Raw genomic sequence first — 11,204 nt, 5'->3', positions numbered from 1 at the left:
ACCGCCTCTGACCTGCGTGAAGCAGGTCAGAGGCGGTTTTCTGTCGGGCTGACAGGATTTGAACCTGCGACCCCTTGACCCCCAGTCAAGTGCGCTACCAAACTGCGCCACAGCCCGATGCCCCCGGCTGGCGGGAGCGGTTGAACCCTACAGCAGGTGAGCGGCTGCTTCTGCATCAGGGTCGTGGTGTGGCGGCGGGTCGTCCGGCAGCAGCCGGTCGACCAGTTCCGGCCACGTGTCATCGACCAGCTGGAGCAGGTCGACGCGCATGATCCGCTGGATGTGGGGCTTGGCGAACTCCTTCTCCATGACGCGGGTCATGAAGCGTCGCAGCTCGTTCTCCAGACCCGCGACGCGCTGCAGCACAGCGGACCGGCGCTTGTCCGTGTCGACCTGGAGCGAGACCTCGTCCTCCTCCGGGAGGGCGACGTCGACCAGCAGGTAGAGCGGGGGCTCGAGACGGAGCCGCACGGTGATCGGCACGAGCAGACGCGCCCGGAAGCGGTTGACGTCGCGGGCGATCTCGATCTCGAAGTCGACGTCGACCGGGACGATGATCCGGAACCCGATGTCCGGGCCGGGGATCTCGACACCGGAGACCGGCTGGAACCAGCCGGTGGCGCGCACCTTGGCGAACTTGCGGCCGGGGCCGGCGCCGATCGGGCCGAGCTCGATCTTCTCGCCCAGGACGCGCTCGATCACCTCGAGAACGCGGCGGCGGTGGATGACCTTGCGCAGGAACGCCTCGCCGAAGTCGGCGTACGTCATGGCAGCGGGAGCCGGCGGAGTCGGCTCGAGAGCCTGCTCTTCGGTCACGGTCACCGGTCCTCCTTCCTGGCGGTTTGCAGTGCCTTCCAATCTAGCGGTCACCGGCACTTTCTGGCTCAACTGAGCCAGATTCGGGACCCTAGTTCGGACGGACCGGGGTCCAGTCGACCGACCACAACTGGTGGTGGCCGGGGATCCCCTTGAGGCTGGCCGCAGGCATGCGCAGGCGGAAGTGCTGGTCCGGCACGGAGTCGCGGACGCCCTCGGTCGCCAGGATCTCCCCGCCGACGGCGAGTCCGGCAACACGGGCGGCCATCGCGACGTTGAGGCCGAAGTAGTCGCCCTCGCGGTGCACCACGTGCCCGGCGTGGACGCCGATGCGCACCCGGATCGGCGTACGACGGAGCGCGCGGCGCCGCGAGACGGTGAGCGCCCGCTGCATCGCGATCGCCACGCCGACCGCGGCAGCCGGGTCGCCGAACGCGAGCATGAAGCCGTCGCCCTGGGACTTCACGACGTGCCCGCCGGCCTTGGCGACAAGCTTGCGGATGACCTGGTCGTGCGCGTCGAGCAGCGCGACCCAGGCGTCGTCACCGAGGCGCTCGTTGAGGACGGTCGAGTCCTCGATGTCGGAGAAGACGATGGTGACGGTGCCGTCGTCGCCGATCACGCGGTCGATCGCCTGCTTGTCCTCGACCGCGAAGCCGGTGAGCTCCTCGATGGAGGAGCGGAGCATGCCGCCGACGCCCTGCTCACGGATCCGGACGGCGGTGCCGACGACCCCACGGACCGCCCAGCCGGCCGCCTTGGCCGCCTGGTTGGTGAGCGGCTCGGCGGCGTTCTCGACGGCGGCCAGGCGGCGCCGCGTACGCCGCAGCTGCACGCGGCTGACGAGGAGGAGCACGACCGACACGGCCAGCGCACAGGCGAGCGCTGCCGTCAGCAGGGAGGCGCCGGGGGAGAGGTCCATCGCGGAGTGACGCTAGCGCAGGCCAGTAGGGTGCGGGGTGTGAAGTGCGACCCAGGGCCTGTGCAACCACCCCGTGCCCCGGAGGTCCGCCCGTGACCGCGTGGATCCTGCTCGTCGTCTCGCTCCTGCTGATCGTGGCCGCCGGCGCCTTCGTGGCCGCCGAGTTCGCGTTCCTCACCGTCGACCGCGGGCAGGTCGACCGGCTCGCAGCCGAGGGTGACGGCGGAGCGAGGGGAGTGCAGACCGCGCTCAAGTCGCTCTCGACGCAGCTCTCGGGCGCCCAGGTGGGCATCACCGTGACCAACCTCGCGATCGGTTTCCTCGCCGAGCCCGCGATCTCGGAGATCGTGGACGCGCCGCTGAAGGCCGCGGGTCTCCCGCACGGAGCCGTCGGGCCGGTCGCGCTCGGCATCGGCCTGACGCTGAGCACGCTGCTCACGATGGTCTTCGGCGAGCTGGTCCCCAAGAACCTCGCCGTCGCTCGCCCAATGGCCGTTGCTCGGTCCACCCAGCGCTTCCAGCGGACCTTCACGAGCGTCAACCGGTTCCCGATCTGGCTCCTCAACGGCTCCGCCAACGCGGTCGTACGCCGCCTCGGCATGGAGCCTCAGGAGGAGCTGCGTTCTGCACGCAGCCCCGCGGAGCTCCAGTCGCTGATCCAGCGCTCCGCCGACCAGGGCACGCTCGATGCCGACACCGCCGAGCTGATGGACCGCTCCGTGGAGTTCGGCGCCCGCACAGCCGGCGAGATCATGACGCCGCGCGTGCGTGTGCACAGCCTCGACTCGACGGACCGCGCCATCGCGGTCATCGAGCTGGCGCGCCAGACCGGCCACTCGCGCTTTCCCGTCTACGGCGAAGGCGACGAGGTCGTCGGCACGGTCCACGTGAAGCACGCCGTGGCCCTGCCCGTGCACGAGCGCACGACGACCCGCGTGCGCCACATCATGGTGCCGCCGATCGTGGTGCCTGACTCGCTGCGCCTCGACCCGCTTCTTGCCCTGCTGCGCGGCGAGGGCTTCCAGCTCGCTGTCGTCCTCGACGAGTACGGCGGCCACGCCGGCATCGTCACTCTGGAGGACGTGGTCGAGGAGATCGTCGGCGACATCTCCGACGAGCACGACCGTCTGGGTGCCCGTGTGCACCAGCGTCGCGACGGCTCCTGGTCGCTCTCCGGTCTGCTGCGGCCCGACGAGGTCGACGACGAGACCGGTGTCGAGCTGCCCGAGCACGACGACTACGACACGATCGCCGGACTGGTCCTGCGCACCCTCGGCCGCGTTCCCATGGCCGGCGACGTCGCCGTCGTCGACCTCGCCGCAGACCCCGAGCACCCGGCCCTCCGGCGTACGGCGCGGCTGCACGTCGAGCGCATGGACGGACGACGGATCGACCGGATCCGGCTCAGCGTCGAGGAGTCCGAGCCCGAGGCCGAGGGGGATGACGCATGACCGCGGTCCTTCTCGCCGTCGCGCTGCTGCTCGGCAACGCGTTCTTCGTGGGCGCCGAGTTCGCGCTCGTCGCGGCCCGGCGTACCCAGATCGAGCCGAAGGCCGAGGCGGGCTCCGCCCTGGCCCGCACGACGCTCAAGGCCATGGAGAACATCTCCCTCGTCATCGGTGTCAACCAGCTCGGCATCACCGTCTGCTCGCTGGTCCTCGGTGCGGTGGGCGAGCCCGCCGTCGCGCGCCTGCTCGAGCCGGTGATGCACGCCCTGCACGTGCCGGGGCACCTGGAGCACCCGATCTCGTTCGTCGTGGCGCTGATGGTGGTCGTCTACCTCCACGTCGTCCTCGGCGAGATGATCCCCAAGAACATCGCGCTCGCCGGCCCTGACCGCGCGGCGCTGATCCTCGGTCCCGCGGTCTGGGGCTTCGTGGTCGTGCTGCGCCCCGTCATCGTGGTGGTCAACGCCTTCGCCGCCGGCATCCTGCGGCTCGTGGGTGTCGAGCTGCAGTCGGAGGTCTCCTCGACCTACACCCGCGACGAGGTCGCTGCGCTGGTGGAGGAGTCGCGCGGCGAGGGCCTGCTCGAGGATGACGAGTACGGCCGCCTGGCCGGTGCCCTTGGCTTCACCGAGCGGACGGTCACGTCCGTCGTGCTGGACCCCGCCGGCGTCACGACGCTTCCGCGCGGGGCTGCTGCGTCGGTCGTCGAGGAGCTGTGTGCCGCGACGGGCTTCTCGCGTTTCCCGGTCACCGGCGACGACGGCGACTGGCTCGGCTACGTGCACATCAAGGACGTGCTCGAGACCGACGAGGCCCGTCGGCTGCGTCCGATCGACGACAAGTGGATCCGCCCCTTCGCGAGCGTGCAGCCGGACGACGTCCTGCACGACGCGCTGGAGACCCTGCAGCGCCGCGGTGCGCACATGGCGCGGGTAGTCAGCGATGCCGGCGAGGTCATCGGTCTGGTAACCCTCGAGGACGTGCTCGAGGAGCTTGTCGGCGAGATTCGCGACGCGGCTCACCACGACGAGGACTGAGCCCGACTAGGGTTCAACGCAACGCGCCACGACGATCAGGACCGGCAGGGGAGACGTGCAGGCAGTACGACGCAGCAACCGGGTGCTCACGCTGCCCAACGCACTGAGCTTCGTGCGGCTGGCCGGCGTACCCCTCTTCCTGTGGCTCCTGCTCGGCCCGCACGCGGACTGGTGGGCGCTCGGCGTCCTCGCGGTCGCGGGAGTCACCGACTGGGCCGACGGATTCGCGGCGCGCAGGCTCGACCAGCGCTCGGCGCTCGGGGAGATCCTCGACCCGGTCGCCGACCGTCTCTACATCCTGGCCGTGGTGATCGGCTTCGCGATGCGCGACGTGATCCCGTGGTGGGTCGCGGTCCTGCTGCCCGCTCGCGACCTCTTCCTGTGGTGCCTGGTGCCGTTCCTCCGCAAGCGCGGCTACAGCGCGCTGCCGGTGCACTTCCTCGGCAAGGCTGCGACGTTCAACCTGCTCTATGCGTTCCCGCTGCTGCTCCTCGGGCAGGGCGAGTCCGTCGGCGCGACGATGGCCAACGTCTTCGGCTGGGCCTTCGCCTGGTGGGGCATCACGCTCTACTGGTGGGCCGGCCTGCTCTATGCATGGCAGGTGCGCAAGCTCCTCGCGGCGCCCGACCCGAGGGCGGCGCGTACGGATGCCTGAGCGCGCTCCGCTGCCGGCACACGTCACGATGCCGCTGCTCGACGTCGTCATCCGCAACTCGCTGGATGTCGACTACCAGCACGTCGCGGAGGTGCGGAAGGCCGCGGGCGAGCCCGCCTCCGAGGGAGTACGCCGCTGGCCCGCCGCCGCGATCGTCGCCGTGTTCGGGCTGCTCCTCGTGGTGGCTGCCGTCCAGACCAAGGCCTCCGCGGGCGCTGACGCCCTGGCGCGCGACGAGCTGGTGCACCAGATCGGCCTCAAGCGCGACGGCCTGCGCGACGCCAACCGCGAGATCGGCGACCTCCAGGACGAGATCACCTCGCTGACCACACGCCAGCAGTCGCTCACCCGCACCGAGAACTCCCTGGCCGCCCACAACGACGACGTCGGTGCGGTCGCGGGCTACCACGCGGTGCGCGGCGGGGGCGTGAAGGCAAGCCTCGACAACTCCGCCGACGGATCCGCCGACGGCGTGGTCCGCGACGAGGACCTCGCGACGCTGGTCGACGGGCTCTGGGCCGCCGGTGCTGAGGCGATCTCGATCAACGGCATCCGGCTCACGGTGACCACCGGCATCCGCACGGCCGGCAGCGCGATCCTGGTCCACGACCGCGCCCTCCGCCCGCCGTACGTCGTGCTGGCGGTCGGTGACGTCAACTCCCTGCAGAGCCGTTTCGTCGAGACCTCGTCGGGTGTCGACTTCCTGGGGCTCCGCTCCCGGTTCGGCTTCGTCTTCAGCATGAACAACCAGACCAATCTGCGTCTGCCCGCAGCCGCGCGCCCCGACCTGGTGCGTGCGAAGCCGGCGGACGCCAAGACCGAGGAGGTCGCCCCGTGATCGCAGTGCTGGGACTCCTGGCCGGCGTCGTCGTCGGACTGCTGCTCAAGCCCGACGTGCCGACGCCGTTCGTGCCGTACCTGCCGATCGCCGTCGTCGCCGCGCTCGATGCGGTCTTCGGCGCGCTCCGTGCATTCCTCGACGGGATCTTCGACGACAAGGTCTTCGTGGTCTCGTTCGTGAGCAACGTGCTCATCGCGGCGGCGATCGTCTTCCTCGGCGACAAGCTCGGCGTCGGCGGCCAGCTGACGACCGGCGTCATCGTCGTCCTCGGCATCCGGATCTTCTCCAACGCCGCTGCCATCCGGAGGCACGTCTTCCATGCCTGAGGAGCAGCAGGACAACGCCCGCGAGCGGATCAGGGCCTCGTTCTTCGGCCGACCCGGCCGGGGCCACTGGATCGTGGCGGGGTTGCTCTTCGTGCTCGGCTTCGGTGCCGCGACGCAGGTGGCCCGCCAGTCCAACGATGACCTGAGCGGCCTGCGCCAGGCGGACCTGGTCCGCGCCTTCGACGGTCTCGCATCGAGCACAGAGCGGGCCGAGAAGGAGATCGACCGGCTGCGCACCGACCGTGACCGGCTCAAGACCAGCACCAGCAGTCGCGAGACCGCGGTGAAGCTGGCCAAGCAGGAGGAGATCGCGCTCGGCATCCTCTCCGGCACGGTGGCCGCCCACGGCCCCGGCGTACGCATCACGATCACGGATCCCGATTCCAAGGTGAGTGCCGCGATCCTGCTCGACATGGTGCAGGAGCTGCGTGCCACGGGTGCCGAGGCGATGGAGTTCAACGACCGGGTGCGCGTCGCCGCGCAGACGTCGTTCGAGGACTCCGCTGAGGGCATCCGTGTCGGTGGCGAGATCGTGACGGCGCCGTACGTCATCGACGTGATCGGAGAGTCCTCGGCCCTCGAGGGAGCTCTCGACTTCCCGTTCGGACCCATCGAGCGGGTCGAGGACGCGGGTGGCGAGCTGACCACGACCAAGGACGACGACATCGTCGTCGATGCGGTCGTGCCGGTCGGCGAGCCCCAGTTCGCACAGCCCGATTCCGACCGCTAACCTGCCCGTGAAACCCGCCCCGCATGCTGTTGCGGACAACTCCTGAGGAGTCGCAGTGATCCCCGACGACCTGAAGTACACCAGCGAGCACGAGTGGGTCCGCACCCCGGGCGAGGCTGCCGGTTCGGTGCGCGTCGGCATCACGGACTTCGCGCAGGACGCGCTGGGCGACATCGTCTACGTCTCCCTCCCGGAGGTCGGTGACACGGTCGGCGCGGGCGCGGCGATCGGCGAGCTCGAGTCGACCAAGTCGGTCTCCGACGTCTACTGCCCGGTGGCCGGCGAGATCGTCGCCCGCAACGAGGCGCTCGAGGCGACGCCGGAGCTCGTCAACTCCGACCCGTACGGCGAGGGCTGGCTCTTCGAGGTCGTCCCTTCGGACGCCTCGCACGTCGACGGTTTGCTGGACGCCGCGGCCTACGAAGCATCACTCCAGGGCTGATACGTTGAAGGCAGCACCCTCGACCTCCCGTTGAGGGTGATGCCGGATCAGGGAGGGTGGCAGAAATGCCCTATTGCACGAACTGTGGTCACCAGAACCCCGCTGAGGCGCGGTTCTGCTCCCAGTGCGGCACCCGTCTGGCGCCCACGGCGGCTCCGGTTGGCGAGAGCGAGAGCGAGACGACCGCCACGATCACGTTCGATGCCGCTGAGCGCGGCATCGGCTCGGCGGAGTCGGCTGCGGTCGACGCGCTGCCCGAGGGCCAGGCCCTGCTCGTCGTCCAGCGGGGTCCGAGCGCGGGTTCGCGATTCCTCCTGAACGCCGAGGTCGTCACCGCCGGTCGCCACCCCGACAGCGAGATCTTCCTCGACGACGTCACCGTCTCGCGCCGCCACGCGGAGTTCCGCCGCGACGGCGCGGCCTACACCGTCTCGGACGTCGGGTCGCTCAACGGCACCTACGTCAACCGCGATCGCATCGACTCGGTGACGCTGCAGGACGGCGACGAGGTCCAGATCGGCAAGTACCGCCTGGTCTTCTTCGCCGGTCACGCCGAGGCCTGAGCATGGGGGCAATGCCGGGAGCATCCGCGGCGGCGCGGATGAACATCGGGCAGGTCATGGACCTGCTGCGTGAGGACTTCCAGGTCACGATCCCCAAGATCCGGTTCCTCGAGGCGGAGGGGCTGATCAAGCCCGAGCGGACGGCCTCCGGCTACCGCAAGTTCTCCTCGGTCGACGTCGAGCGGCTGCGCTACATCCTGCGGATGCAGCGCGACCACTACCTCCCGCTCAAGGTGATCGGCGAGCACCTCGACGCCATCGACCGGGGTCTCGAGCCGCCGCCCATCGCTGCCGTGGTGCCGACGGTCCCGACCGTCGCCCTGGCCCCCGACGGCATGCCCAGTGCCGAGTCCTTCCAGCAGCGCGGTGACGTGCGGATGTCGCGCAAGGAGCTGGTCAAGATCGCCGGCATCTCCGAGGAGCAGCTCGCCGAGCTCGAGCAGTTCGGCCTGGTGCGTCCACGCACCGGCACCAGCCTGTACGACGAGGACGCGCTGCTCATCGCGCGCACCGCAGCCGAGCTCGCCGAGTTCGGCATCGAGCCGCGCCACCTGCGCGCCTTCAAGGCTGCCGCTGACCGTGAGGTCGGGCTGGTCGAGCAGGTCACGGCTCCGCTGCGCAACGGTCGCGACGCCGCTGCCTCAGCGCGGGCCGAGGAGGCTGCCGCGTCGGTTGCCGCGCTCTCGGTCCGGCTGCACGCCACGCTGGTCAAGAGCGGCCTGCGCCGTAGCCGCTGAGCCATCTCCGGTGCGCGAGTAGGGTGGTTGACGTGCACGAGGTGGACGTCATCGGAGTCAGGGTCGAGATGCCCTCCAACCAGCCGATCGTGCTGTTGCGCGAGGTTGCTGGTGACCGCTATGTGCCCATCTGGATCGGGGCGGTCGAGGCGACGGCGATCGCCTTCGCCCAGCAGGGCGTCGTGCCGCCGCGCCCGCTGACGCACGACCTGCTCCGCGACGTCATCTCCAGCACGGGCAACACGCTGACCGAGGTCCGCATCACCGAGATGCGCGACGGGGTCTTCTACGCCCAGCTCGCCTTCGAGTCGGGTGTCGAGGTCAGTGCGCGCCCGTCCGACTCCATCGCGCTGGCGCTGCGTACGGGTGCCCGGATCGTCTGTGCCGAAGAGGTGCTCGCCGAGGCAGGCCTGGCAGTCCCGGAGGAGCAGGAGGACGAGGTCGAGCGGTTCCGTGAGTTCCTCGACCACGTGACGCCCGAGGACTTCGAGCCCTGATCGGACAGACCCTCACGTTCAACTTGAGGGTGAGACACGCCGGGGTGTCGCGTTGACCCGGTCCATGACCCGCCTTACCTTTGAGTGTCTTCGTTGTAACTCCACCGCTGTGGTCCTCCACCTGCGGACCTTCCCCCGGGAGTTGCACTGAACGGAGCGAGACGACGGAGGTCGACGTGGAGCTGAACGAAGGTGTGAAGGACACCGCCGCTGCCGAGATGGCAGCAGGCGAGGCTGAGGAGCAGGGTCTGCTCTTCACCGACGACGTGTCCCCGCTGCCCAGCGACCAGGGCTACCGCGGTCCGACCGCGTGCAATGCCGCCGGCATCACGTACCGCCAGCTCGACTACTGGGCGCGCACGGGCCTCATCGAGCCGAGCGTCCGGGGCGCGACCGGCTCTGGCACCCAGCGTCTCTACTCGTTCCGCGACATCCTCGTCCTCAAGGTCATCAAGCGCCTTCTCGACGCCGGCATCTCGCTGCAGCAGATCCGCACGGCCGTCACGCAGCTGCGTGAGCGCGGCACCGAGGACCTGACCCGCGTGACGCTCATGAGCGACGGCGCGTCGGTCTACTACTGCACCAGCAACGACGAGGTCATCGACCTCCTCCAGGGCGGTCAGGGCGTCTTCGGCATCGCGATCGGTGGCGTCTGGCGCGAGATCGAGGGCACCCTCGCCGAGCTCCCGAGCGAGCGCGCCGAGGACTCGGCTTCGGCCAGCAGCGCGAGCGACGAGCTCGCCGCGCGTCGCGCCGCCCGCAAGATCGGCTGACCTCCGCCGATCCCGACATCGTCTCTGGCCGACGGCCCGCACCCCGACAGGGGAGCGGGCCGTTAGTCTTTGGCGCCATGGAGCGCACCGAAGAACACCAGTCGGCGACACCCCTCGAGCTCTTCTTCGACCTCGTCTTCGTCTTCGCGCTGACCCAGGTCACCGCGTTCATGGCGCACAACGATCCGTTGCGCTGGCTGGCCATTGCTCAGGGGATGCTCGTGCTGGCCCTCTTCTGGTGGGGCTGGGTGGGCTACTCGTGGCTCTGCAACCTCGTGCGCGCGGATGAGGGCGAGATCCGGCTGATCCTGATGCTCGCCATGTCGGTGATGTTCCTGGTGGCGCTGGCGATCCCGGAGTCTTTCCACGACCTCGACGGCGGGCTGTCGGGGCCCTACGTCATCGCGGCCGGCTACTTCGCCTTCCGGATCACGCATCTGCTGCTCTTCTGGGCCTACGCGCGTGATGACCAGGGCCTGCGTCGTCAGCTGATCAGGTTCTTCCCGACCATCCTGCTCAGCACGGGCTTCCTCGTCCTCGGCGCTGTCACCCACGACGAGGTGCACCGCACGTTCTTCTGGCTCGGGGCCGTGGTGTCGGACTACGGCGGCACGTTCCTCGGCGGTGCCCGGGGCTGGCGGCTGCGCTCCGCGGGGCACTTCGCCGAACGCCACGGCCTGATGGTGATCATCGCCCTCGGCGAGTCGATCGTGGCGATCGGCGTGGGCACCAACGACCTGCCGATCTCGTGGCCGATCGTCGGCGCCGCGCTCGCGGGCATCGCCCTCGCCGCGGGCCTGTGGTGGATCTACTTCGACATCAGTGCGATCAAGGGTGAGGAGGCGCTCGCGGCGGTCCTGCGCGAGGGCCGGTCGGTCTCGCTGGCACGCGACGCGTACTCGCTCCTGCACCTCCCGATGATCGCGGGCATCGCCCTGCTGGCCCTCGGTCTGAAGAAGGCGATGGCGTACGTCGGCGACCCGGCGCACCACGATCTCTCCGAGCCGCTCGGCACGATCGCGGCGGCGGCACTCTTCGGCGGCGTGATCCTGTATCTGCTCGCGCACATCGGGTTCAAGCTGCGCACCCTCCGGATCTTCAGCAAGCCGCGTGCGGGGCTCGTCGTCCTGGTGGCGATCGGTTGGGCTGTCTCGGGCGACGTTCCGGCTCTCGCGCAGGTGGTGCTCCTCGCCGTCCTCGTCTGGCTGCTCGCCGGCTTCGAGACCGTCAGGTACGCCGAGGAGCGGGCGCGTGTCCGGCACGCCGGTCACGACCACTCCTGACGCCGGCCTGAGGTAATCTTTCCCCGCTGCTGACACCGCGCGGGAGAGTCTCCGCGTCAGCGGAGCGCCGAAGGGGCAATTCCTCCCCGGAACCTCTCAGGCGCCAGGGACCGTGCGGACTGAGGCAACTCTGG

The 11,204-nt window shown here is 69.8% G+C and carries 14 protein-coding genes, 1 tRNA gene and 1 riboswitch; of the genes, 12 read left to right on the top strand and 3 right to left on the bottom strand.

Translation table 11 applies throughout. The annotated features are described in order from the left end of the window. Positions 1–43: 43 nt before the first annotated feature. The 3 genes from EPD65_RS11165 to EPD65_RS11155 form a co-directional block, all read right to left on the bottom strand. A tRNA-Pro gene (locus tag EPD65_RS11165) sits at positions 44–117 on the bottom strand. A 30-nt stretch (positions 118–147) separates the two neighbouring features. Next, positions 148–822: a hypothetical protein gene (locus EPD65_RS11160; protein ID WP_131584134.1), complete on the bottom strand. Its 675-nt coding sequence runs from the start codon at positions 820–822 to the stop codon at positions 148–150. Between the two features lie 85 nt (positions 823–907). Beyond that, positions 908–1,738 carry an adenylate/guanylate cyclase domain-containing protein gene (locus tag EPD65_RS11155; protein ID WP_131584133.1) on the bottom strand — a complete coding sequence of 277 codons (831 nt, stop codon included), beginning with the start codon at positions 1,736–1,738 and terminating at the stop codon, positions 908–910. Positions 1,739–1,830: 92 nt separating this feature from the next. Here EPD65_RS11155 and EPD65_RS11150 point away from each other — a divergent pair, with 92 nt between their 5' ends. The 12 genes from EPD65_RS11150 (at position 1,831) to EPD65_RS11095 (ending at position 11,070) form a co-directional block, all read left to right on the top strand. Then, positions 1,831–3,189, top strand: a complete 1,359-nt coding sequence (locus tag EPD65_RS11150; protein WP_131584131.1) for a hemolysin family protein — start codon at positions 1,831–1,833, stop codon at positions 3,187–3,189. Next, positions 3,186–4,223: a hemolysin family protein gene (locus EPD65_RS11145; RefSeq protein WP_131584130.1), complete on the top strand. Its 1,038-nt coding sequence runs from the start codon at positions 3,186–3,188 to the stop codon at positions 4,221–4,223. The genes EPD65_RS11150 and EPD65_RS11145 overlap by 4 nt, the downstream gene beginning before the upstream one ends. 55 nt (positions 4,224–4,278) lie before the next feature. Continuing rightward, complete coding sequence (gene clsA / locus EPD65_RS11140) at positions 4,279–4,878, top strand: cardiolipin synthase ClsA (protein WP_131584128.1); 600 nt, start codon at positions 4,279–4,281, stop codon at positions 4,876–4,878. Beyond that, positions 4,871–5,716 carry a DUF881 domain-containing protein gene (locus EPD65_RS11135; RefSeq protein ID WP_165872977.1) on the top strand — a complete coding sequence of 282 codons (846 nt, stop codon included), beginning with the start codon at positions 4,871–4,873 and terminating at the stop codon, positions 5,714–5,716. Before clsA ends, EPD65_RS11135 begins: the two co-directional genes overlap by 8 nt. Further along, positions 5,713–6,045: a small basic family protein gene (locus EPD65_RS11130; RefSeq protein WP_131584125.1), complete on the top strand. Its 333-nt coding sequence runs from the start codon at positions 5,713–5,715 to the stop codon at positions 6,043–6,045. Before EPD65_RS11135 ends, EPD65_RS11130 begins: the two co-directional genes overlap by 4 nt. After that, positions 6,038–6,775: a DUF881 domain-containing protein gene (locus EPD65_RS11125; RefSeq protein WP_131584123.1), complete on the top strand. Its 738-nt coding sequence runs from the start codon at positions 6,038–6,040 to the stop codon at positions 6,773–6,775. Before EPD65_RS11130 ends, EPD65_RS11125 begins: the two co-directional genes overlap by 8 nt. Positions 6,776–6,830: 55 nt before the next feature. Beyond that, entirely contained in the window at positions 6,831–7,217 is a 387-nt protein-coding gene (gene gcvH / locus EPD65_RS11120; RefSeq protein WP_131584121.1) for a glycine cleavage system protein GcvH, read from the top strand. 65 nt (positions 7,218–7,282) lie between these two features. Then, positions 7,283–7,780 carry an FHA domain-containing protein gene (locus EPD65_RS11115; RefSeq protein ID WP_131584119.1) on the top strand — a complete coding sequence of 166 codons (498 nt, stop codon included), beginning with the start codon at positions 7,283–7,285 and terminating at the stop codon, positions 7,778–7,780. A gap of 11 nt (positions 7,781–7,791) precedes the next feature. Continuing rightward, positions 7,792–8,517: a transcriptional regulator FtsR gene (ftsR, locus tag EPD65_RS11110; protein ID WP_131584117.1), complete on the top strand. Its 726-nt coding sequence runs from the start codon at positions 7,792–7,794 to the stop codon at positions 8,515–8,517. A 32-nt stretch (positions 8,518–8,549) separates the two neighbouring features. Then, the gene (locus EPD65_RS11105) at positions 8,550–9,014 is read left to right on the top strand and encodes a bifunctional nuclease family protein (protein WP_131584115.1); all 465 of its coding nucleotides are present in this window, start codon (positions 8,550–8,552) and stop codon (positions 9,012–9,014) included. Between the two features lie 218 nt (positions 9,015–9,232). Continuing rightward, the gene (locus EPD65_RS11100; RefSeq protein WP_131584198.1) at positions 9,233–9,787 is read left to right on the top strand and encodes a MerR family transcriptional regulator; all 555 of its coding nucleotides are present in this window, start codon (positions 9,233–9,235) and stop codon (positions 9,785–9,787) included. 77 nt (positions 9,788–9,864) lie between these two features. After that, entirely contained in the window at positions 9,865–11,070 is a 1,206-nt protein-coding gene (locus tag EPD65_RS11095; RefSeq protein ID WP_131584113.1) for a low temperature requirement protein A, read from the top strand. A 30-nt stretch (positions 11,071–11,100) separates the two neighbouring features. Beyond that, positions 11,101–11,193, top strand: a riboswitch (glycine riboswitch). The last annotated feature ends 11 nt before the right edge of the window (positions 11,194–11,204 follow it).

Source organism: Nocardioides jejuensis (genome assembly GCF_004337475.1).
GTDB classification, from domain to species: domain Bacteria; phylum Actinomycetota; class Actinomycetes; order Propionibacteriales; family Nocardioidaceae; genus Nocardioides; species Nocardioides jejuensis.
The sequence above is the reverse complement of the archived record's forward strand: the minus strand, read 5'-3'. Positions and strand labels throughout refer to the sequence as shown.

Bases quoted from the DNA above. Each gene is read 5' to 3' on its own strand.
- EPD65_RS11095 (WP_131584113.1), top strand. From the start codon at position 9,865: ATGGAGCGCACCGAAGAACACCAGTCGGCGACACCCCTCGAGCTCTTC.
- EPD65_RS11145 (WP_131584130.1), top strand. From the start codon at position 3,186: ATGACCGCGGTCCTTCTCGCCGTCGCGCTGCTGCTCGGCAACGCGTTC.
- EPD65_RS11125 (WP_131584123.1), top strand. From the start codon at position 6,038: ATGCCTGAGGAGCAGCAGGACAACGCCCGCGAGCGGATCAGGGCCTCG.
- ftsR (WP_131584117.1), top strand. From the start codon at position 7,792: ATGCCGGGAGCATCCGCGGCGGCGCGGATGAACATCGGGCAGGTCATG.
- EPD65_RS11115 (WP_131584119.1), top strand. From the start codon at position 7,283: ATGCCCTATTGCACGAACTGTGGTCACCAGAACCCCGCTGAGGCGCGG.
- EPD65_RS11155 (WP_131584133.1), bottom strand. From the start codon at position 1,738: ATGGACCTCTCCCCCGGCGCCTCCCTGCTGACGGCAGCGCTCGCCTGT.
- EPD65_RS11100 (WP_131584198.1), top strand. From the start codon at position 9,233: ATGGCAGCAGGCGAGGCTGAGGAGCAGGGTCTGCTCTTCACCGACGAC.
- EPD65_RS11135 (WP_165872977.1), top strand. From the start codon at position 4,871: ATGCCTGAGCGCGCTCCGCTGCCGGCACACGTCACGATGCCGCTGCTC.